Source organism: Pseudarthrobacter sp. L1SW, from assembly GCF_020809045.1.
GTDB lineage: Bacteria > Actinomycetota > Actinomycetes > Actinomycetales > Micrococcaceae > Arthrobacter.
Window position 1 is genome coordinate 3,427,707 of sequence record NZ_CP078079.1, and the last position, 21,431, is coordinate 3,449,137.

General features: G+C 66.8%; 22 protein-coding genes and 1 pseudogene. 16 read left to right on the plus strand and 7 right to left on the minus strand.

The features are described 5' to 3' along the window. Position 1: 1 nt before the first annotated feature. From KTR40_RS15925 to KTR40_RS15955, 7 genes are all read left to right on the plus strand, one after another. Entirely contained in the window at positions 2 to 391 is a 390-nt protein-coding gene (locus tag KTR40_RS15925) for a hypothetical protein (RefSeq protein WP_139030424.1), read from the plus strand. A 168-nt stretch (positions 392 to 559) separates the two neighbouring features. Beyond that, entirely contained in the window at positions 560 to 1,279 is a 720-nt protein-coding gene (locus KTR40_RS15930) for a GAF and ANTAR domain-containing protein (protein WP_139030425.1), read from the plus strand. A 9-nt stretch (positions 1,280 to 1,288) separates the two neighbouring features. After that, positions 1,289 to 1,540 (plus strand): hypothetical protein, encoded by a 252-nt coding sequence (locus KTR40_RS15935; RefSeq protein WP_139030426.1) that lies wholly within the window; start codon positions 1,289 to 1,291, stop codon positions 1,538 to 1,540. Continuing rightward, on the plus strand, positions 1,537 to 2,301 hold the full coding sequence (locus KTR40_RS15940) for an ANTAR domain-containing protein (RefSeq protein WP_139030427.1): 765 nt from the start codon (positions 1,537 to 1,539) through the stop codon (positions 2,299 to 2,301). The genes KTR40_RS15935 and KTR40_RS15940 overlap by 4 nt, the downstream gene beginning before the upstream one ends. 316 nt (positions 2,302 to 2,617) lie before the next feature. Beyond that, complete coding sequence (locus tag KTR40_RS15945; RefSeq protein ID WP_228404361.1) at positions 2,618 to 2,815, plus strand: hypothetical protein; 198 nt, start codon at positions 2,618 to 2,620, stop codon at positions 2,813 to 2,815. A 103-nt stretch (positions 2,816 to 2,918) separates the two neighbouring features. Beyond that, complete coding sequence (locus KTR40_RS15950) at positions 2,919 to 3,863, plus strand: tetratricopeptide repeat protein (protein WP_228404362.1); 945 nt, start codon at positions 2,919 to 2,921, stop codon at positions 3,861 to 3,863. 60 nt (positions 3,864 to 3,923) lie between these two features. Beyond that, positions 3,924 to 4,769, plus strand: coding sequence for a CPBP family intramembrane glutamic endopeptidase (locus KTR40_RS15955; protein ID WP_370633146.1), 846 nt, complete (start codon positions 3,924 to 3,926; stop codon positions 4,767 to 4,769). 83 nt (positions 4,770 to 4,852) lie between these two features. Here KTR40_RS15955 and KTR40_RS15960 read toward each other — a convergent pair whose 3' ends face one another. Next, positions 4,853 to 5,338, minus strand: a complete 486-nt coding sequence (locus tag KTR40_RS15960; protein ID WP_139030430.1) for a helix-turn-helix domain-containing protein — start codon at positions 5,336 to 5,338, stop codon at positions 4,853 to 4,855. 187 nt (positions 5,339 to 5,525) lie between these two features. On the opposite strand from KTR40_RS15960, the gene KTR40_RS15965 reads away from it, so the two are divergent. Next, the gene (locus tag KTR40_RS15965) at positions 5,526 to 6,725 is read left to right on the plus strand and encodes an MFS transporter (RefSeq protein WP_171059110.1); all 1,200 of its coding nucleotides are present in this window, start codon (positions 5,526 to 5,528) and stop codon (positions 6,723 to 6,725) included. Positions 6,726 to 6,763: 38 nt separating this feature from the next. Then, the gene (locus KTR40_RS15970) at positions 6,764 to 7,798 is read left to right on the plus strand and encodes a nitronate monooxygenase (RefSeq protein ID WP_139030431.1); all 1,035 of its coding nucleotides are present in this window, start codon (positions 6,764 to 6,766) and stop codon (positions 7,796 to 7,798) included. 72 nt (positions 7,799 to 7,870) lie between these two features. On the opposite strand, the gene KTR40_RS15975 is transcribed toward KTR40_RS15970, so the two are convergent. Beyond that, a complete protein-coding gene (locus tag KTR40_RS15975; protein ID WP_139030432.1) occupies positions 7,871 to 8,911 on the minus strand; it encodes an NAD(P)-dependent alcohol dehydrogenase in 1,041 nt (346 codons plus the stop codon). 169 nt (positions 8,912 to 9,080) lie between these two features. Between KTR40_RS15975 and KTR40_RS15980 the strand changes: the two are divergent. Next, positions 9,081 to 9,964 (plus strand): annotated as a pseudogene (locus tag KTR40_RS15980) (helix-turn-helix transcriptional regulator). Here KTR40_RS15980 and KTR40_RS15985 read toward each other — a convergent pair. Continuing rightward, a complete protein-coding gene (locus tag KTR40_RS15985) occupies positions 9,961 to 10,395 on the minus strand; it encodes a VOC family protein (protein WP_139030434.1) in 435 nt (144 codons plus the stop codon). The pseudogene KTR40_RS15980 and the gene KTR40_RS15985 sit on opposite strands and share 4 nt — an antisense overlap. Between KTR40_RS15985 and KTR40_RS19155 the strand changes: the two genes are divergently transcribed. The 3 genes from KTR40_RS19155 (at position 10,300) to KTR40_RS16005 (ending at position 14,309) form a co-directional block, all read left to right on the plus strand. After that, positions 10,300 to 10,947: an LLM class flavin-dependent oxidoreductase gene (locus KTR40_RS19155; RefSeq protein ID WP_205677054.1), complete on the plus strand. Its 648-nt coding sequence runs from the start codon at positions 10,300 to 10,302 to the stop codon at positions 10,945 to 10,947. The genes KTR40_RS15985 and KTR40_RS19155 overlap by 96 nt on opposite strands. A gap of 474 nt (positions 10,948 to 11,421) precedes the next feature. Then, positions 11,422 to 13,830, plus strand: a complete 2,409-nt coding sequence (locus KTR40_RS16000; RefSeq protein ID WP_139030458.1) for a molybdopterin oxidoreductase family protein — start codon at positions 11,422 to 11,424, stop codon at positions 13,828 to 13,830. A 47-nt stretch (positions 13,831 to 13,877) separates the two neighbouring features. After that, on the plus strand, positions 13,878 to 14,309 hold the full coding sequence (locus KTR40_RS16005; protein WP_228404365.1) for a hypothetical protein: 432 nt from the start codon (positions 13,878 to 13,880) through the stop codon (positions 14,307 to 14,309). A 132-nt stretch (positions 14,310 to 14,441) separates the two neighbouring features. On the opposite strand, the gene KTR40_RS16010 is transcribed toward KTR40_RS16005, so the two are convergent. After that, positions 14,442 to 15,293, minus strand: coding sequence for a phosphatase PAP2 family protein (locus KTR40_RS16010; protein WP_139030436.1), 852 nt, complete (start codon positions 15,291 to 15,293; stop codon positions 14,442 to 14,444). Positions 15,294 to 15,391: 98 nt separating this feature from the next. Further along, positions 15,392 to 16,186, minus strand: coding sequence for an oxygenase MpaB family protein (locus KTR40_RS16015; protein WP_139030437.1), 795 nt, complete (start codon positions 16,184 to 16,186; stop codon positions 15,392 to 15,394). A 194-nt stretch (positions 16,187 to 16,380) separates the two neighbouring features. Between KTR40_RS16015 and KTR40_RS16020 the strand changes: the two genes are divergently transcribed. Next, positions 16,381 to 16,785 carry an Hpt domain-containing protein gene (locus KTR40_RS16020; RefSeq protein WP_139030438.1) on the plus strand — a complete coding sequence of 135 codons (405 nt, stop codon included), beginning with the start codon at positions 16,381 to 16,383 and terminating at the stop codon, positions 16,783 to 16,785. Between the two features lie 92 nt (positions 16,786 to 16,877). Here KTR40_RS16020 and KTR40_RS16025 read toward each other — a convergent pair whose 3' ends face one another. Next, a complete protein-coding gene (locus KTR40_RS16025; RefSeq protein ID WP_139030439.1) occupies positions 16,878 to 17,933 on the minus strand; it encodes a metallophosphoesterase in 1,056 nt (351 codons plus the stop codon). 55 nt (positions 17,934 to 17,988) lie between these two features. Beyond that, positions 17,989 to 18,864 (minus strand): phosphatidylinositol-specific phospholipase C/glycerophosphodiester phosphodiesterase family protein, encoded by an 876-nt coding sequence (locus tag KTR40_RS16030; protein WP_139030440.1) that lies wholly within the window; start codon positions 18,862 to 18,864, stop codon positions 17,989 to 17,991. Positions 18,865 to 19,048: 184 nt separating this feature from the next. On the opposite strand from KTR40_RS16030, the gene KTR40_RS16035 reads away from it, so the two are divergent. Further along, positions 19,049 to 19,513: a hypothetical protein gene (locus KTR40_RS16035; protein ID WP_139030441.1), complete on the plus strand. Its 465-nt coding sequence runs from the start codon at positions 19,049 to 19,051 to the stop codon at positions 19,511 to 19,513. Continuing rightward, positions 19,510 to 21,258 carry a DUF5671 domain-containing protein gene (locus KTR40_RS16040; RefSeq protein ID WP_228404366.1) on the plus strand — a complete coding sequence of 583 codons (1,749 nt, stop codon included), beginning with the start codon at positions 19,510 to 19,512 and terminating at the stop codon, positions 21,256 to 21,258. Before KTR40_RS16035 ends, KTR40_RS16040 begins: the two co-directional genes overlap by 4 nt. The last annotated feature ends 173 nt before the right edge of the window (positions 21,259 to 21,431 follow it).

The window sequence follows — 21,431 nt, forward strand, 5'->3', positions numbered from 1 at the left end:
CATGGGCTTTGATCCCAACGAACCGGAACAACGGCGCCGGCTCCGTGCAGCCATGAAGGCAGCCGATATCCCCGTATCCGAACTGTGGCTGAAGTACTTCAGCCTCTCGGGCGACGCAGGCGAATATGAGGTGGAGGCCTACCTGCAGGGTTTGCTTTCCCTGCCCCTGATACAGCGCGACCTGCTGGCGCTGGCGGCAAACGAACTGATTGACGACCTCCCCCGGCCACGTGCGCCCTACTCCGACGACTTCGACGGTCCTGCTTCCGCGGGCGGGCAGCACGTCGGCGGCGAAGGCGGGCAGCCGGCGGGCAGGGAAGCGGGCGGGGAAGACAGCAGTGAAGCCGGCAGCGAAGACAGCACCACCCGGCAACCGGACCCGGACGAATAGCGCGACTCCGCCACCGCATTTCAATAGCTCCCGCAGGGGCGTAGTGTCGGTAGTAGGAGATTTTCGGGATAGAAACGATCCGGAGGTTGAATACCCAGGTCCGCCGCGCAGAGAGCGGCGGCCGACAGCCAGGGCTGTTGCTTCTGGCGCACCAAGGATTGAGGCCTGATGGCCAAGGAAAGCTCTGTTGCCGCTTCGGACCGGATGCAGGATTTGCTGCTCGAAAGTCCCGGGTTTCCTGAATTCCTCCTGGGCCTTGCCACCATCTCAGCTTCCCTGCTCTCCCCGGACGGTCCGGTGATCTGCACCATTACGGTGGAGCGCGACGGCGCACTGACAACAGTTGCCAGCAGCAGCGAGGGCGGCCGCCGGCTGGATGAAACGCAATACGCGTTCGACGACGGCCCCTGCCTCACAGCAGCCCGGCAGCAGCGCCTGGTGTGGGTTCCGGACCTGAAAGGCGACGGGCGCTGGAGCGGCTACGCGGAGGCCGCGCTCCAGGAGGGCGTGCGGTCCGTCCTGGCTGTCCCCATCCTCACGGACGCGTCCTCCCGGGCAGGATTGAACTGTTATGCCCACTCTGTGAGTGCCTTCAGCGAGGAAACGGTGGCGCTCCTTGAACAGCATGCAGCATCCATGTCCAGGATTCTCCGGATTGCGCTGCGCCTGCACGGAGCAGAGGTGCATCCGGAACACCTCCGGGCGGCGCTCAAATCGCGGGCGGTGGTGGATGCCGCAGTGGCACTGATCATGCTCCAGCACCGCGGCGGCAGGGACGGCGCCGTGGAGATCCTCCGCTTGGCCGCCCAGTCCAGCAACCGCAGGGTCCATGAGATCGCCCAGGATATTGTGCAGGGTGCCGATCTCCCTGCAGCCCAAGCGAGCTGAGGACGGGACATGTATCCCCTCGGGGCCGAGGGCCCGGAAAAACCGGACCTGGCAGCTGAACAGCGGCGGGGGGTCGCCCAGCGCTTCCGCGATACGGATCTGCCCCTGGGAAAACTGTGGACGTACTACTACGGCATCGGCGGCGATCTCGACGAGATGTCCCTGGATGCCTTCCTCCACGAAGCCCTGGACATACCGGCTTCGCAGGCGGGCTTGATCGCCACGGCGATGACGGAACTGACAGAAGGCGACACTCAATGACAACCCATGCGAACGGGGCGGCGGGCCCTGTCACACCCAATTCTGCGGAGATAGACAGAACCCTGCAGGAACTCGTCCTGGACAGCCAGGACATCGCCGGCTTCCTCACCGACCTTGCCGTGGTTGCCGCTGCCCGGCTGTCCACGCCAGGCAGCCCGGTCCACGCCGGAGTCACTGTGATCCGCCACAAAAGGCCCAAGGCGGTGGCCAGTAGTGACGCTAAAGCGCGTGCCCTGGACGAGCTGCAGAACGGATTCGGTGACGGACCCTGCCTTACGGCCCTGCGCAGCAAGAGCCCGCTGCTGGTCCCCGAGCTGGCAACCGAGCACCGCTGGGCCGCGTACGTGAAGGTGGCCCGGGCCGAGGGGGTTGCCTCCATCCTCGCCGTGCCGCTGGATTTGGGCGATGACGCAGAAGCGGTCCTGAACCTCTATTCCGGCCGCAGCCACGGCTTTTCGGTCGACGACATCTCCACTGTGGAAACCTTCGCCAGCCAGGCAGCGGGATCGCTGCGCCTGGTCCTCCGCATCACGCAGCTGAGTGAGGCGAAGGCCGATCTCTCCACCGCCTTGCAGTCCCGTACGGTCATCGACATGGCCGTCGGAGCCATCATGGCCGAGAACCGGTGCAGCAGGGACACGGCATTCAAAATCCTCACCAAGGCCTCCAGCACCCGCAACATCAAACTCCGCGAGGTGGCAGCATCCGTGATCGCCTCCATTTCCGGCGAGCAGCAGATCGATACCTACTTCGACGAGTGAGAGCCCTCCCGGCGGCGAAGGCACCACTCCACGCCGCCCGGGACGTGATGAGATTCACTCGCAACAATGTTGAGAGCGCTGCTGCCAACTGGGCACTATGGAAGGTGTCGGCGGCCCTGCACCCAAAGAAATCCGCAGTCCGCCGATGGCCGGTGTGCTTAGTCACATCGGACCGTATTCAGTTGCCAACCTTTCCGGCAACCGCCACTATGGCAGGGGAATGCGCTTTCCCACCTGCAGTCGTCCTCATAGACGAGGACACGGCCCGGGCAATGAAGATTCCAGGCCGCCAACCGCAAGAAATGGAAGTTGAATAATGACGTTCGATGCCAATGACTCCGTGACCCTCAAAATCTGGGACCGGTCCACGCTCCACCACACCCTGGATTCCGCGGTCAGCGACCTTTCCGCGCAGCACAACACCACCACCTGCCGCGTCGCGGTCACCTGCAGCGGCCCCAACACCTTTACCCTGAGCCTGCGCGGCGAGGGGCAGGCGCTGGCCTCCGCCTAAGCGGCCACGCCCACAACGCAAGCGGACGACGCCGGGACCTCCCGTCGTCGTCCGCTTCGGTTAAGCGCCGCCCCGCAAGCTTGCTGCCCGGCATACTGGAGGCATGAGGATGCGCACGTGGCGGGGGCTTGGGAAGCGGCGCGGCCCGGGCGAGGTCTGGCGGGACTGGACGGCCGCGGACGAGGCCGGTGACGCGGAGCGGGCGGCAGCGCTTGCCGCCGAACTGCTGGAGCTGACCCCGCGTTCCTATTTCAGCTGGTTCCATGCGGGGCTCCTCTCCAAGGCGCTGGGGAACTGGGCCGAAAGCTGCGAACGCAACGCGCGCGCCCTTGAGCTCTTTACGCCGGAAGACGCCGAAGCGTTCGACGGCGTAAATCCGGCGGCATGGAACCTGGGCATTGCGGCAACGGCACTGGGCGACTGGGCCACCGCGCGAAGGGCCTGGACTGCGTACGGCGTGGACGGGCTCGGAAGCGGCACGGAGCCCATCGACGGTGATTTCGGGCTGGCACCGGTGAGGCTGAACCCTGACCAGCCCAGCCTTCCGCACCAGGTGATGCCCTCGGCCGGAACCCCAGAGGTGGTGTGGTGCCGGCGCAGGAGCCCCGCCCATGCGGTGATCTCGAACGTCCCGCTCCCGGAGTCCGGCCACCGCTTCGGGGACGTTATCCTGCACGATGGCGAGCCGAAGGGAACACGGCGGCTTGGCGACCGCGAAGTCGCCGTGTTTGACCAGCTCCAGCGCTTAGAGGACTCCGGCATGCCCACCTGGCAGGCGGCGGTTTCAGGAGCGTCGCAGGACGACCTCCAGGAGCTGTCCGAACTCCTGGAAATCCGCGGCCTTGGCATGGACGACTGGTCCGGCATCCGCGCCATGTGCCCGGAGTGTTCCCACGGCTCCCCGGACACAAGCCATGACCACCCGCCCGCGCAATCAGAGGGGACGTTGCTGGGGCTTGCGGGACGGGAACCGGAGCTGACGGAGGTGGTGGCAGGCTGGGCGGCGGCGAGGCCCGCGGTAGCGGTGGACCTTGCCCTGCTCTGGTGAGCGGCACGTAAAATTTGTGGGGTCAGGCGGAAGCGCGCCACCCAAGCACCAAAGGCAACCATGAGGCAGCAACCACAGGCGCGGGCCGAAACCGGTCCGGCAGGAGCGGAAAAGCCAGCAACGACGCCACTAGCCGTGGTCCCTGCGGCCCTTGTGTCGGCGTCGGGCTTCCTGCTCTTCGCGTGGCAGGACCGCCTCTTCGGATTCCTGCTCCTGGCCGCCGCGCTTTTCGTGGCCGGCTTCATCGGCCGCCGCCTCCTGGTTGACTTTGCGCTGATCGGGGTGGGGCTGACGGCCATGAGCCTGGTCCCCATCACCACGGACATCAGCACCGAGCATATGGTGGTGATGGGAACGGCCATGGTCCTCGCCGTCGGCATCCCCTACTCTGTCTCACGCTTCGTCACCAAGGACCACGCCATCCGGTTCCCCATCAGGACCGGAACCCCGTGGACGCGCGCCGAAAAATGGTACCTGCCCGCCGTCCTGGTGATCGGCTACGCCCTGATGCCCGTGTACATGATCCGCACCGGGGTTTACAACAACTGGCCGGCGGTCAGCGACCCGGACGGCATCGCCCGGCTCTTCCTGGGCACCAACGTGCTGGGCATCTGGGACGAACTCTTCTTCATCTGCACCGCGTTCACCCTGCTGCGCCGGCACCTCCCGGACTGGCAGGCCAACCTGCTGCAGGCGGTCCTTTTCACGTCGTTCCTCTGGGAACTCGGCTTCCACGCCTGGGCGCCCTTCTTCATCTTCCCGTTTGCCCTGCTGCAGGCCCGGCTTTTCACGGTGACCAAGTCACTGTCCTACATCGTGAGCGTCCACCTGTTGTTCGACTTTGTGTTGTTCCTGGTCCTGATCCACGCGCACAACCGCGAGTGGATCAACATTTTCCTGTACTGATGGGCGCATCGGAGCAGTACACTTCCGCTGCCAGAGCCGGGCTGGCTACCTGCCCGGGGCACCGCCGCCGGAATGATGAAGCCCTAGGTCGCCGCGCCGAGCTCGATGAGCTCACCGGGGGTCTTGGGATGGTCCCAGGCTGTGGTTTCCGCCGTCAGGTCCTTGCCGCAGGACTGGCACCACGTCCCGGAAGCGGACTCGGAGCCGCACCTGGTGCAAACGATCCGCAGGGCCCTTCCGCTCGGGGAATCGGTGTTCCGCTGGGCCCAGGCCGTGAGGGCGTGCAGGACTGGAAGCGCATCCGCCCCCGCGGCCGTGAGGCGGTATTCATTCCGCGGCCGGACTCCGGCGCTGTAGGGCTCAGCTACCAGGATGTCCGCCTCCACCAGGCGCCGCAGCCGTTCACTCAGGACGTTGTCCGCCACCTTCAGCGCTTTCTTGATGCCGTCGAACCTCCTGTTCCCCATGAAGACTTCGCGCAGCACCAGCAGGGACCACGGATCGGCAAAGACATCAGCTGCGCGGGCAATGGGGCAATTGTCACCTGACCAACTGGTGCGAAGCGGCATGGCATTCCTCCTCAGGACACTAACTATCTTAGAGCAAGCTTATTTACTTTCTTAAAGAAAGCTAGTAGTTTGGGCGAAGCGGTCCTCGCCCGATGGATACCGCACCGCAGCAGCCGCTCCCCCGGCGCCCCCAACCCCGGAGTTCCCCATGCCGTCAGCCCCTGCCCTGTCCGATCAACCACCCGCCATGCACAAGCCCCAATACGTCCTGCCCGAAGGCGTTGCCTTCACCGGCAACGCAGCCGCCTTCATCAGCCTGTATCTTGCCGCTGGGGCACCCGTCCCCCTGCTGGTGCACTACCAGCAGCAGTGGCACTTCGACGCCCCGGAACTGGCCTGGGCCTTCGCCGTCTATGCCGCCGGGTTCCTCGGCGCCCTGCTCACCGTTGGCTCCCTGAGCGACCATGTCGGCCGGCGCCCCGTCCTGCTCGGGGCGCTGCTGATCCAGCTTGCTGCCCTCGTCGCATTCCTGGTGGCGGACGATATCGGCGTGGTTATTGCCGCGCGCGTTGTCCAGGGCATCGCCACGGGAGCGGCCACGAGTACCTTCGCGGCTGCCCTGGTGGAACTCGCTCCGGCACACCGCAAGAAGCTCGGAACCATCCTTGGCAGCGTGGGAATGGCGGGCGGGCTGGCTGTTGGCGCCCTGCTTTCGGGGGTTGCCATCGAATTCGTGCCCCGGCCGGGCGTCCTGATCTTCACCGTCCTGGCCGCCATCACCGTCCTGGGCATCGCCGTCGCAGCCTTTACCCGCGACGGCGGCCAGCGGATGCCCGGCGCCCTCCGCTCCCTCCTGCCCCAGGCCGCGGTCCCGCCCGCCGTACGGCGGGAGTTCATCGCAGCCGCCCCCGCCATCGCGGCCGCCTGGATGGTGGGCGGCCTGTCCCTGGGCCTGGCGCCGTCGATCATCCGCACCGTCTTCCAGCTGGACAGCGGACTCCTGAACGGGTTCAGCAGCTTCATCGGCCCGGCAGCCGCCGCCGTGGCCGGGCTGGCACTTGCCGGGACAGCTGCCCGGAAAGGACTGATTTTGGGCATTGTTGCCGCAGCTGCCGGGATGGCCGGGATGCTGGCAGGCATCGCCGGCGGCAGCCTCGGCGTGATGATTGCCGGGCAGGTCATCGGCGGACTCGGCTTCGGCGCCGCCTTCACCGCCGCCCTTCGGCTGATTATTCCGCTGGCGCCCGCACAGGAAAGGGGAGGCGTGGTGGCTTCGCTGTACATCGTGGCCTACCTCGCCTTCAGCGTTCCAGTCATCCTGGTGGGCCAGCTTGCCGCGCCGCTTGGCCTGGTGCCGGCACTCGTCACCTACGGCGCAGCCACGGTGCTCCTCTGCGCGGTGAGCCTGGTGAATCAGCTGGCACCGCGCAGCCGTGCGGCCGCCTGACATACAGTCGGAACACAACACGAAAGCGGTGAAGCACCATGCCTGGACCCCGGGGTACATCCCGATTCGACCTCTCCGCCTTGGCGCTGCCTGTCATCCAGGCGCCGATGGCGGGCGGACCCTCCACTCCCCGGCTTGCGGCGGCGGTGAGCTCGGCCGGCGGGCTGGGTTTCCTTGCCGCAGGGTACAAGAGCGCCGGCGCCCTGCTCGCTGAGATCGAAGCAACAAGGGAGCTCACCGGAGCCCCCTTCGGGGTCAACGTGTTCGTTCCCCAGCCGTCGGTGGCCAACCCGGACGAGGTGGAGCGGTATGCCCGCTCCTTGGCGCCTGACGCCGCCCGCTTTGGGGTTACCCTCGGCGATCCTCGCCACGACGATGACGGCTGGGACGCCAAAGTGGACGTCCTGCTGAAGGAGGCGCCCGCCGTCGTCTCCTTCACTTTCGATCTTCCGGACCCAGAAGTGGTTGCCGCCCTGCAGGCGCGGGGCGTTTACGTCCTGGCCACGGTGACGTCCATGCCGGAAGCGGGGCGCGCGCTGGACGCCGGTGTTGACGCGCTCTGCGTGCAGGGACCGGAAGCCGGCGGCCACCGGGGGACGTTCGAGGCCGCCGGCCCCGCCCCGGACGTACCGCTCCATGAGATCCTGGCGGAGCTGTCCGGCCTCGGCGCACCCCTGGTTGCAGCGGGCGGAATCGTCACCGCGGAGGATACACGGGCCGCTCTCTCCCGGGGCGCGGCGGCAGTCCAGGCCGGTACGGCGTTCCTGCGGGCCGACGAAGCGGGCACCAAGGCAGCCCATCGAACAGCCCTCACCTCGGAGCAGTTCACCACCACGGCCGTCACCCGCGCCTTCTCGGGAAGGACCGCCCGCGGCCTCCACAACGGGTTCATGCGCCGCCATGACGGCGAGGCTCCCTACGGGTATCCGGAGATCCACCACCTCACCACTCCCCTGCGCGCCGCAGCCGCCGCTGCCGGGGAGCCGGACTGGCTGAACCTGTGGGCCGGGACCGGCTTCCGGCGCACCATCGCCGGACCTGCCAAAGAGATCCTCGCCAGCCTGCGGCCCTAGGCAGTGCACCTGGCAGCGGACGACGGCGGGCCGGCCCCTTCCGGAGCCGGCCCGCCGCACGCCTGCCTCAGGTTAGAGGGTGGCGGTGTCAATCACGAAGCGGTAGCGGACGTCCGACGCCAGGACGCGCTCGTAGGCCTGGTTGATCTTCTCCGCCGGAATAACCTCGATCTCGGCACCCAGGCCGTGCTCGGCACAGAAGTCCAGCATCTCCTGGGTCTCGCGGATGCCGCCGATCATGGAACCGGCGAAGGAGCGGCGTCCGCCAATCAGGGCAAAGGCGTTGACGGGAAGCGGCTCGGCCGGGGCGCCGACGTTCACCAGTGCGCCGTCGAGCTTCAGCAGCTGCAGGTAGGAGCTGATGTCGATCGAGGCGCTGACCGTGTTGATGATCAGGTCGAAGCTGCCGGCGAGGTCCTTGAAGGTGTTCTCGTCGCTGGTGGCGTAATAGTGGTCGGCGCCCAGCTTGAGGCCGTCCTCCTGCTTCTTCAGCGACTGCGACAGCACGGTCACCTCGGCGCCCATCGCGTGGGCAAGCTTGACGGCCATGTGGCCCAGCCCGCCGAGTCCGACGACGGCAACCTTCTTGCCGGGTCCCGCACCCCAGTGCCGCAGCGGCGAGTACGTGGTGATGCCGGCGCACAGCAGCGGCGCGGCGACGTCGAGCTCGATGCCTTCGGGAATCCGGACCACGAAGTCTTCGGTCACCACAACGTGGGTGGAGTAGCCGCCCTGGGTGATGGTACCGTCGCGGTCCACGGCGCCATAAGTGCCGACGTTGCCCTTGAGGCAGTACTGCTCCTCGCCTTCCAGGCAGTTGGCGCACTCCTTGCAGGAGTTGACCATGCAGCCGACTCCGACGCGGTCGCCCACGGCGTGCCTGGTGACGGCGGAACCCACCTCGGTGACCACGCCCGCGATTTCGTGGCCTGGAACCAGCGGGTACTGCTGCGGGCCCCAGTCGCCGCGGACGGTGTGGATGTCTGAGTGGCAGATGCCGGCGAACTTGATCTCGATCAGGACGTCGTTGGGGCCAACGGCCCGGCGTTCGATGGTGGTGGCAATGAGGTCCTCAGTCGAGGACGGGGATACATAGGCCTTGACGGTGGTCATGGGTCTCCTGAGGTCTGTTGGGGGGATATTTCGATGCTACAGGGGGGTGTTCTCGATGTAACCCTGGAATGGGCCGGCCAGCGTGGCCCTGCTGTACCTAGTCTTGGCAGTCCTACCTTCGGCCGTGATACTCCTCGGTTGGCACCCGATTCGTCGTAACGTGTCCTTTATGGATACCCGAGCCGAGGTACGGCAATTTCTGTCCACCCGCCGTGGGCGCATCACGCCCGAGCAGGCAGGAATTGAACCCTACGGCGGGCGCCGCCGCGTCCCCGGGCTCCGCAGGGAAGAAGTGGCCAGGCTCGCCGGCGTCAGCGTTGACTACTACACGCGGCTGGAACGCGGAAACCTCACGGGCGTCTCGGACAGCGTCCTCGATGCCATCGCCGGTGCCCTGGAACTGGACCGTGCGGAGCACGACCACCTGTATGACCTGGCAAGGACTGCCAACCTGTCCGGCCGGAAACGTGCCGCGAGCGCGGCGCCAGCGGGGGCGCGCCCTGAACTGCAGTACCTCTTGGACGCAATCACGGGAGCACCGGCCTTCATCGGAAACAACAGGATGGACATCGTGGCCGCCAACGCGCTCGGCTACGCCCTGTACTCGGACATGTACCGGGGCCCCACGCGCCCGGCCAACCATTCACGCTTCATCTTCCTGGACCCCCGGGCGCACAACTTCTACACGGATTGGGAGCGGGCGGCCAGCACTAACGTGGCCATCCTGCGCCGGGAAGCGGGCCGCAACCCGCATGACAAGGGCATCGCGGAACTTATCGGGGAACTGTCCATGCGCAGCGACGAATTCCGCACACGCTGGGCAGCACACAATGTCCGGCGGCACTACGCCGGGACAAAGCTTTTCCGGCACCCGGTGGTGGGTCTGCTCGACCTGAACTACCAGGTCCTGGGGCTGGAAGAGGACCCGGGCATTCGCTCACGGTCTATCCCGCCACCCCGGGCAGCCCCTCCGAGGAGGCACTGAAGCTTCTCGCCTCCTGGGCCGCCACGGAGAAGATCGCCGAGACAGCCCAGGCACACGCACGGGGCTAGGCTTCGCCGGCCTGGCCGGGCTCCGCAGGCTGGAGCCCCGATTCATACCCGATGAGCCAGTGGAGCCCGTGGCGGTCAATCACCTGGCCGTCCGAGGCGCCCCAGGGCTTGGGGCCGAGAGGGTCGACCACCTGGCCGCCAGCGCCGAGTTTGTCGAACCACTCATGGAGGACCTCCGGCTCCGCCGTTCCCAGCAGTGAGAGCATGACGCCCTCAAGCCGGACGCTCTTTTGGCCTTCTGCCGTATCCGAACCCGCCACGGCAACCACGCCCTTGAGCACCCCATGGGCGATGGCGCCGGCAGGCCCGTCAGTGCGGCCGAAGTCCTCGTAAGTGTGCAGGAAGAGCTCTCCGCCGAAAACGTCCGCATAGAAGCCAAGCGCTTCACGGGCTGTACCGGGGAAGCTGACATAGATCTGGGGTGCCGTCATTCGGCCAGCATACAGACCAAACTGCTTCCGCCCCCGCCGCCCGTCACGCTAACAGGCGTTGCGGGACAGCTGGGAGGACGCGACTGTTGTGGCCGACGCCGGCACCGGAGTTTTGCCGAAACCTCCCGGATCCACCCGATTGAGCATGAGGGCGGGTTCTTCCGGGTAGCTGGTCCGCTGAACACGCCGCGGTCCCCGCAGGGCAGGCCGGTGTTCGTGCAGGCCGGGTCCTCCGTCGACGGGAAGGCTTTTGCAGCCCAGCACGCCGAGGCTGTGTTCACCGCCCACCAGACCCTGCATGGCGCCCAGGGGTTCTACGCCGACATCAAGGCTTTGACGGCCGCCAACGGCCGGAACCCCAAGCAGCTCCTGGCCCTGCCGGGCATGAGCCCCTACCTGGGTTCCACCGAGGCGGAGGCCCGCGCCCTCAAGCAGGAGCTCGACGAGCTGACGCAGCCGGCGTACGGGGCTGGGCATCCTGCGCAAGCTGCTGGGCGTCGGCCTGGACGGCGTAACGCTGGACAAGGCCTTCCCGCCGGAGCTCCTCGCTGAAGTGGGGCGGGCTGGAAGCCGCAGCCAGCTGCTCCTCGACGTCATCCACCGGGAGAACCCCACGGTCCGCCAGCTGCTGCACCGTTTTGCCGGTGCCCGCGGGCATTACGTCTTTGCCGGAACACCGGTGCAGGTTGCATACGAGATCCAGCGCTGGTTCGAAGATGGGCAGCGGATGGGTTCAACATCATGCCGCCGTGGCTGCCCGGTGGTTTCGAGGCTTTCGCGGACGAAGTGGTTCCCATCCTGCAGTCCCGCGGACTCTTCCGCACTGAATACACCAGTGGGGCCCTGCGTGGGCCCTTCGGCCTGGACCGTACGAAAAGCCGGTACAGCAATAGGGCCAAGAGCAGCTGTCCAGGGTGGCCGGGCCCGGGCTCTTGTGGCGCATCGCCTGCCTCCGTAGAGTCGGGGCACAAGTGGCTCCGGCGCCGCCCGGGCCGAGTGTTCCAGCTGGATGACCGGAGGACTGCTGTGGCCGGAGTGGACAGGATCACCGAACCGTGGGGAACCCGGACCCCGTATGGCCCGGGCCAGGAGTGGCCCGTGCGCGTGGATTCGCATCTTGCGGAGGGCCTGGAACCCTCTGGCGTGGACCGGTGGGTCCAGGCGGCCTCCCTGCTCCACTCCAACGGTGACGCGATGGACATCGCCGTGAAGGACGGGAAGATTGCCGGGGTCAGGGGGCGGGCCGGGGACCGGGTGAACCGGGGCAGGCTAGGGCCCAAGGACCTATACGGGTGGCAGGCGAATGCGTCCCCGGACCGGCTGACCACGCCCCTGGTCCGTGAGAACGGGCGCCTGGTGGAAACCGACTGGGACACGGCCATGGACCGTGTTGTGGCCAGGAGCAAGGAGCTGATGGCGGAACAGGGCGGGAGCGCCATCGGTTTCTACACCACGGGCCAGCTGTTCGCTGAGGAGTACTACACGTTGGGCCTGATTGCGCATGGCGGACTGGGCACCAGCCATGTGGACGGCAACACCAGGCTGTGCACGGCGACGGCGGCTGAGGCGTTGAAGGAATCGTTCGGCTGCGACGGGCAGCCCGGCAGCTATACGGACATCGACCACGCGGACGTCATCGCCCTCTTCGGCCACAACATGGCGGAAACGCAGACCGTGCTCTGGACCCGGATCCTGGACCGCCTCGCAGGACCAAACCCGCCGCAGATCATCTGCGTTGATCCCCGGCCCACGCCCGTGGCGAAGGCAGCAACAGTCCACCTGGCACCGCGGCCGGGAACGAACGTGGCGCTGATGAATGCCCTGCTCCACGAGATCATCGCCAACGGGTGGGTGGACTCTTCCTACATCCGGGAGCACACAGTGGGGTACCCGGACCTGGTGGAACGGGTGAAGAACTACACCCCCGCCGTCGTGGCTGGAATCTGTGACGTGCCGGAAGAAGACCTCCGCGAAGCTGCACGGATCCTGGGCCAGGCTAAACGCCTCCTCTCCACTGTGCTGCAGGGCTTCTACCAGTCCCACCAGGCAACGGCCGCCGCGGTCCAGGTGAACAACCTGAACATCATCCGGGGCATGCTGGGCAAATCGGGCTGCGGCATTTTGCAGATGAACGGGCAGCCCAGCGCAGAGAACACCCGCGAATGCGGCGCGGACGGCGACTTTCCCGCCTTCCGCAACTGGTCCAATGACTCCCACGTCGAGGACCTGGCCCGGGTGTGGAACGTTGACCCGATGGCCATCCCGCACCAGTCACCGCCAACGCACGTGATGCAGATGATGCGCTACGCGGAGGACGGCTCCATCCGGATGCTGTGGGTCAGCGGAACCAACCCAGCGGTGTCGCTGCCGGAACTGGCGCGCATCCGGTCCATCCTCTCCCAGGACCGGCTGTTCCTGGTGGTCCAGGACATCTTCCTCTCCGAAACCGCGCAGCTGGCCGATGTGGTCCTTCCCGCCGCCACCTGGGGTGAAAAGACCGGAACCTTCACCAATGCGGACCGCACAGTCCACCTCTCGGAGAAGGCAGTGGACCCGCCGGGCGAAGCGAAGCCGGACCTGGACATCTTCCTGGACTACGCGCGGCGGATGGAACTCAAGGACAAGGACGGCAGGCCGCTGGTGAAGTGGGACAACCCGGAAGCGGCCTTCGAGGCCTGGAAGGAATGCAGCCGGGGCCGTCCGTGCGACTACACCGGGCTGGGCTACGCGAAGCTGCGCGGCGGGACCGGAATCCAATGGCCCTGCAATTCCGCCAACCCCGAGGGGACAGAACGGCTCTACGCTGACGGCAAATTCTGGGCCCAGCCTGACTACTGCGAGACGTATGGCCGGGACCTGGTCACTGGAGCGCCCGTGGAGCCGGACGAATACAAGGGCCTGAACCCCGAAGGGAAAGCCATCATTAAGGCCGCCAAGTACCTGCCGGCGCACGAGCTGCCCAGCGAGGACTTCCCGCTGCAGCTGATCACCGGCCGCACGCTCTACCACTTCCACACCAGGACAAAGACGGGACGGGCGCCGGAGCTGCAGTCAGCGGCACCGGAGGTATGGGCTGAGGTTTCCGCGGCCGACGCCGGCACGTATGGAGTCGCGGAAGGAGACGTTGTGGACATCACCACTCCCCGGGGCACGGTGCGTGCCCAGGCCAGGGTCAGCGGAATCCGGCGCGGGGTGGTCTTCCTGCCGTTCCACTACGGCTACTGGGACACTGCGGGCGGGAAGGAACCGGCGGGCCACGGGCGGGCAGCCAACGAGCTCACCATCACGGACTGGGACGCAGCCTCCAAACAGCCCATCTTCAAGACGGCTGCGGCCAGGCTGGTCCGGGTCGGGACCGGGGACGGCCCGGCGCCCGCACCGGCCATCACCGCATCCGCCCCTGTGGAGGCGCCGGCAGCCGGGGGTGCGCAGTGAAGATCGGGTTGGTCCTGAAAGAACTGCACCGTTCCGAGACAGACTTGGTGCACGCACTGCTGCACGTTTCGGAACGCCACAAGGTGGACCACGAAGTCTTTTACCTGGCCCGCGACCTGGCGGACTGGTCGCGGGACCACCTCCGGCAGTTGGCCGCCGTCGCAAACGACTACGGCCAGGACCTGGATCCGGAGCCTGCGGATGAAAGCAACGTGGGCATGAAGCTGCGGGAGAAGGGCAGCGAACTCCTGGGACGCGACAAGGACGCCGGGCTGCTCCTGCTGCAGGACCTGCGGGAAATCTACCTCAAGGCCTCCGGGGTATCCCTGGACTGGGAGATGCTGGCGCAGGCCGCACAGGGAATCAAGCACACCGGCCTGCTTGAGGTGGCGAAGAGGTGCCACCCGGAAACGCTCCGCCAGGCCAAGTGGGCCAACGCCAAGCTCAAGGAAAGCTCCACCCAGGTCCTCATCAGCTGACCCCTCCCAACTAAGTAGCGCTAATTGTCGTTTTGACCCTTCAAAACGACACTTAGCGCTACCTGGTTGGGCATGGGGCGGCCTGTCCCTGGGCACGCTGCGGATTAGCAGGGCAGGGTATGGCTGGGCGGGTCAGGGGTTGGACGCCGGAGCCTGGGCCGCTGGGTGCACCCGGGTGGTGAGGTAGAGGCGGTGGGCAGTGATTACCAGGGCCAGCCAGGCCGCTCCAAGTGCCCACGCGCCCAGCACGTCGGTAAGCCAGTGGTGGCCGAGGTAGACGCGGCTTAGCCCCATGGTCGCCGCAAAAACCGCCGCCACCACTGCCGTAAGTACCCGGGCGCTGGCCGTGGTGAGCCGGAGGATAACCAGGTAAGCCACGATCCCGGCGATCACCACCGAGTTCAGGGAGTGGCCGCTGGGGAATGAGGCCGAGTACTCGTAGGGCGGGACGGCATCTGCCAGGTCCGGCCTGGTCCTGCCCACCAGTTCTTTGCCCGCGATGGTCATCAGCAGTGAACCCAGCCCGGCAACGAGCATGAGGATGACAGGGGTCAGGGACCGGCGCTTCAACGCGAGCCCGGCCATGACGGCCAAGGCCAGCACTGGCATGCCGACAGTTCCGCCAATGTCCGTGTAGGCGGTGATGAGGAGGTCCAGGCCCGGAGACCTGAGCGTTTTTGCGCCGTCCAGGACGGGATGGTCGAGCCCGGCCACGCCATCGGCTTCGACGACGGATTCGTAGACCTGCGCAAAAACCGCGGCCAACGACACCGCCAGCGCCGCCCCGACAGCCAAGGTGAGGACCAGCACCGCATGGGACCCGAACAGGCGGCTGATGCGTTGGGCCATGGACGCCAGGAGCCGGCCGGGCCGGGTATCCCACCGGGTGAGGTCCTGCCCGCCGACAAAGCGGTCCTGGTGGACTTCGCCTTTAACCCCTGTCTGGGCCGCAGCTGTGTGGGGCGGATTCTTGCCTGCAGCCATGTCGTTTGGCCCTTCCCTGCGGGAGATCAGAAGTTAGTAAGCAACCTTACCTTGTTCCGCGGGCGCGTTCGTGGAGCCGGTCCTCCAGCGGTGTGGAGCTACGCATCCACTGCCTGGCGGGACGGGGTTTTGAGCTGGTCCAGGCAGTAGTCCTTGAACCAGTGCCGGATGCCCTGGGGCAGCTTCGGATAGGTCACGGCCAGGATCTGGAAGGTGCGCTTGAAGCGCCGCTCACGGCTGTCGCTCCATGGCAGGCCGAAATCGCTGCGCAACTGGTACGGCAGGAGGCCCGCCGTGAGGAACCTGGCGAACGGCATGATGGCGCGGTACCACAGCGCTGCATGCCTGGGGTACAGCAGGCCCCGGCCAAAGCGCACCGCATTCTCGTCGGCCCGGAGTGCGCGGATCCGCCCGTCCCAGTAGCGGGCGAACGCCGCCCTGTCCTCGGGCCACATCTGCTCGGGCAGCTGGAGGGCTGTCCCAAGCTTCGCGTAGTCGCGGTACATGGCGTCGGCGGATTCGTCGTCGAGCGGTCCGTAGATCTTCTCGATGATGGTCACGGCGGTGTCGTAGAGCGTGGCCGTCACCCACAACTGCAACTCGGGATCGTAGGCGTTGTAGCCGGGTGACCTGCCGTCGGCGGTCCCGTGCACGGGGACGTGGGCACGGTTCACCCTGCGCCGGACCTCCCTCACCTGCTCGTCGGTGCCGTAAACCACGGCATAGACATAGGTCAGCGTGCCCTTGAGCCTGTTGACGGGGCGGTCGGTAAACGTACTGTGCTCGGCGACGCCGCGCGCCACCCCGGGTTCGGCAAGCTGCAGCAGAATGGCCCGCCCTGCTCCGGCAAGCAGGATGGCCTCTGCACCCAATTCGGCAATTCCACCCACCATTGCATCAGGCTACCGGAGGTGCGCAAGGACCGACGATGCCGGCGGGCGCGAACAGTACGCGCGAAAAATCGAGTACCCACCACTCGTGCCCTCCACCCTGACTGCACGTACCGTCCTTCAAAAGCCCTGCGGGAAAACACCGCGGGTGTTCCGGCTGTGAAGGGGGCGGTCATGAATGGCACGGAGGCCCTCCGGTGACGCAGCCGGACGCCTATGCCCGGCCACTCCTGGACCCCGCAGTGCTGGAGCGCCTGCGCGACGATCTCGAGGATGACGAGGGAGTGTGGAAGGTCTTCGTGGAGAACTTCATCGCGCAGATGCCCCAACGGTTGCAGAAAGTGCGCCTTTCGCTCACTACCGGCGACGTGACGGGTTCCATGGACGCGGTGCTGAGCCTGAAGACCTCCAGCCAGATGGTGGGGGCGGAGAGGCTGGCAGCGTATGCCGCCGAACTTGAACAGTCCCTGCGCCGCGAGGCCGCGAGCACGGACCCGGCCGTCGCCCTGCCGCTGGTCGCGGCGGACCACCTCCGGCGGATCAAGCAGTGCGCCCAGCGGACCGTCTACGTCCTGCAGAACCACCTGAAACAAGGGCATTGAACAGGGCGGGCAGGCTTCGTCACAGCACCCCTCCACAAGGCAAGCGGACGACGGCGGGAGGTCCCGCCGTCGTCCGCTCCAGTGGTGTGGGACTACTGCGTGAAGGGAACCTTTTCCCATGACAGGACCGGCCCGGCCGCGCTGTTCCCCGACGCCGTGAACCGCACATAGTTGGTGGCGTTGGCAGAGCCGTCCACCGTGATTCGCTGAAGATCATCAGCTGCCGCATCCTGGCCGTAGATATCCAGCCACGGCGACCCCGGCGCCAGGGGCTGGTTCTCGGCGAAGACGTGGCTGTCTCCGTTGATGAGGTACACCGGGCCGTCGAACCGGTTCGTTTCCTCAACGATGGCGTCCACGATCTCCCGGAAGCCCGAAACTGCCGCCGGGTTGGCGGTGGCGGCAGCCAGCAGCGAGGGATCGAACATGTCGGCCTGGGCCATCAGCACCACTGCCCTGTCGTTGCGCCGGGCGGCGTCACTGAAAGTGGCGCGGATCTGGTCCAGGACTGCTTCCGTGCGGTATTCGACTTCGGCCTGCTGTTCGGGCGTCACGGCAGTTTTGCCGAGGCCGCTCCACGGCTGGAGCGAGTTGTTGCTGCCCTGGACGTTCACCACGGAAAAGGCAACCCGGTTCTCGGTGAAGCGGACATTTTCCGGAAGCCCGAGGGCCTCCTGGGACTTGACCGGCATGGTGGCGCCGAGGGTCTTGCCGGGTTCGTTGAAGAACACTTCCCTCAGCTTGTCCAGACGCTCGAGCGGGTTGTAGGCGCCGTTGTTGGTGCGGTGGCAGTCCACCCACTCGTTGTCGCCCGGCGTGAACACCAGCGGGAGCTCGAACGTGTCGAACTGTTCCCGGATGAAGGCAAAGTACCCGTCCGAGCAGACGGACGATCCGTTCTTGATGTCACCGACGTGGGCCACAAAATCGAGGCTGCGGTCCGCGTTGAGGTCCTGGATGCGGGCCGGGAACTTCGCGATTTCCTGTTCGCCGTAGGGGATGTCGCCGATGACTCCGAAGCTGAAGGCTTCGTGCCCGTCGGCATTCTTGGGGGCGTTGTCGGCGGCGTTTGCCGGCTGGGAGGCCAGGAGGCCGAGCGCAAGGAGGGCCGCCGTCGTCGTTGTGGTTGCAAGGGTCTTCAAAGCCACGATGTTTCCTGTCTGCTGGCGCGGGGTGGTTACTGCCGGCGGTTACTGCCGGCGGTTACTGCGTGCGGGCCGTCAAGAACTGCTGCAGCCCCTCAAGGTCGTCCGTGTTGATGTGGTCCACGCCGGCGTTGTAGAGCTCGTTCCAGACGGCGTCGCGGGCGTCGCCGGCCTGGTCCGGGGTTGCCCAGAAGCGGACGCGGTAGCCGTTGGCGTGCGCGGTCGCCACGTAGGCGTGCAGCTTGGCCCGCTCCAGCTCCGGCATAGGGCCGACGCCCTGCCAGGTGAAGAGCTTCGTCCAGTTGTTGCTGACCAGCGGCATCAGGGTGGCGGGCATCCCGGAGCTGAGGTCGCTCGCGCGGCCGTCGTAGAACCCGAACCTCTGGTCCTCCGCCTGCATCGTGGCGAGGGGACGGTTTCCGCTGATCACCGCGGTGACGGGACCGGTCTTGGTTTTGCCTTGGCTGTAGCGGCTCATGATGTCGCGGTGTTCAGCAAGCTCCTGCTCGATGGCGGCGTAGGTGGCTTCACCTTCGCTCTTGATGTCGATGAGGAGCTGCAGGCTGCCGTTCCAGCCCGGGTACACGCTGTGGCCCTGCTGGCCACGGACCAGGTCTTCCAGCGGGTCAAGGTAGAGGCTTTCCAGCGTGACGCCGGCCTTCGCGTCCTCAAGGTCGTGCGCCACCAGCAGTTCGCCGTCCACCAACCATACGTCGGCCTCCACGCTGGTGAAGCCGTGCTCCAGGGCGTCGAACAAGGGGCGGTCATGCTCGTAGTCGTTGTGGGCATGGGCGGCGGCCAGCGGCTGTCCCAGGACGGGTGAAGGGCTGGACGTGTGGGCTACGGCCGAGGAGGCTGCGGCCGAGGGGGCTGCGGCGGTCCCTGTCAGGGAGGCCAGGGCAACGAGGGCGGTGATGGCGCTTTTCACGAACACGAAGTTCTCCTTGGTACAGCTGTGGGGATTCACTGCCCGGCTGTTGGGTTGGGGCAGGTGTGCCTGAAAAGACTTGTCGGCGCGCAAGAACACCTGAGGACCCCCCGGTTGCGGGACGGTGAACAGGAAGAGTCGGGCCTAAAGACTCCACCAGGATCCGGCCAGGAGCGGGCATACTTGCGCCATGACTGATGCAGCGCGAAAACCCGACAGGATCATCCTCGTGCTGCTAGGCATCATCGGCGTTTTGGTGGTGGTGGCCCTTGCCGTGGTGTTTTCCCGCGGAGCCCCGGAACCGCTGGACGAGGCCAGCCCGGCAGGCGTCGTCCAGCGGTACAGTACGGCGGTGATCGACGGCGACATCACCACAGCAGAGACCTACCTCACCGATTCCGCCCGGACAGAATGCCGCGGCTCCTTCTCGGGCGAGCCCCGGCCCACCAGGGTTGTCCTGGTGTCGGCGACGGAGCGGGACCAGTCAGCCACCGTGAAGGTATCCATCGTCAACTCGAGCCAGGGAGCGCCGTTCGGCCCCTCCGAGTACGAGATGGAGGACATCTTTACCCTGGTGAAGGCGGACGGGAACTGGAAGATCAGCCAGGCGCCCTACCCGCTGATGGCCTGCTCGGGAATGCCGGTGAAGCCATGACCTCCCCCGCGCAGCTGGCGGCCCCGGCGTCGGGCCACGCCCAGGTCGCCCTGCGCCGGCTGATCCAGTACGCCCTTCTGCTTGCCCTGGTGGTGATCGCGGCTTCCGGCCTCAGCGGGCTGCTCGAACGCCTGTTCACCTCGGGGGCTGTCCTGGCCTCCACGGACGTGGCCGGACTGGCCCAATCGTTGGCATTCACCCTGATCGGCGGACCACTCGCCCTGCTTTTGTGGTGGTTTGTCTGGCGGCGGCTCGACGACGAGGCCGAACGCACTTCCGGCGGCTGGGGCCTGTACATCACCGCCATGTACGGCATCTCACTCATCATCTTCACCACCTCCTTCCTGGGGCTGGCAACCTCATTCATTGGGCAGCGGGGCAACGATTGGGCGCCCACGCTCGCCAACAGCATTGTCTGGGCGGCCATCTGGGCCTGGCACCTTTGGATGTGGAAGCACCCGAAGAAGCCCACGGCGCACCTGGACGACGTGAGGACCGTCGTCGGGTCCGTGTTCGGCCTGCTGCTCGGTGCCGGCGCAGGCATCGCAGCCTTGGGCGGGCTGCTCGATGTCGCGGTCCGCGGTTTCCCGCTGACCGTCACGGTCGAGCCCTGGTGGTACTCCGTGCTCCGTTCACTGGTGTGGGCGGCGGGCGGGGCGGTCGTGTGGTGGTGGCACTGGTTCAGGGAGGGCGGGCGGCGTTTCCAAACGGGCCTTGTTGACGTCATCATGATCGCCGTCGGGATTTTCGCTGCCGGCATCACTGCCCTTGGCGGCGCCGGCGTGGTGGTGTTTGTGCTCCTGCGGCTGGCGTTCGACCGGAACAACCCCATGAGCGAGTTGCTTGAGCCGTTGGGCCCCGCCATGGCCGGGGCGCTGGTGGGGGCGCTGGTGTGGCGGTATCACCGCGCCGTCTCGGTCCGCCGCTCCCCCGGCACCATGCGGGCGAGCCTCCTGGTTACGTCGGCAGTTGCCCTCGCTGCGGCCGCTTCAGGGGTGGGTGTTGTTGTCAACGCGCTGCTGGCTGCGGCCGTGTCGCCGTTGGCAGGAGGGGCCACGCGGACCCTGCTGCTTGGCGGCATCAGTTCCCTCCTGGTGGGCGGACCGGTCTGGTGGCTGGCGTGGAAGCCCCTGAAGCAGCCGCGGACTGCCGAGGACATTCCGCCCGGCCGCCGCATCTACCTCATTGCCTTCTTCGGTGTCAGCGCAGTGGTTGCACTCGTCACGCTCCTGGTGATCGGCTACCGGCTCTTCGAATTCCTGCTCGGGGACGTCACCGGCGGCAGCCTCCTGGACCGCATCCGCGCACCCTTCGGGCTCCTGGTGGCCGCGGGCCTCGTGGCCGGCTACCACTTCGCCCTGTGGCGGCACGACCGTGTCCTCCTCGCCGCTGCGCGGCCCGCCAGGACGCGCACCATCGACGCGGTCACGCTGGTAACCGCGCAACCAGCAGACGCCGAGGCCTTGGCCGCAGGCATCGCTGAAGCCACCGGCGGCGCCAGGGTCACCTTGTGGCTGCGCGCGGACGACGGCGCCTCCGCTGTTCCCGCGTCGGGTGCTGGTACCGGCGGGGCTGCTTCCGGCGGGGCTGCTTCCGTGGCGGAAACTTCGGCCCCGGCCGAGGACGTCATTCCGCGGATCGCTGCGGCGCTGGAAGGCGTAATGGCCCACCACGTTTTGGTGGTTCTGGGCCCGGCGGCGCGGCTGGACGTCATCCCTCTGGCCAGTGCCGGTTCGCGGCGCTAGCAGCTGCCGGAGCGGACGACTTCCCTGCGGCCGGCTGATCGGCTTAGCCACGGCAGCGCGGACAGGCTGCCGGTGGCCTTTGCCAGTTTGCTCGCCAAAGGCCGGCTTTAGGCTCCCCTGGACGCGAGTTCAGAAGGCGCCTTGGCCTCCAGTTCCCGCGCAGCGCCCGCAAC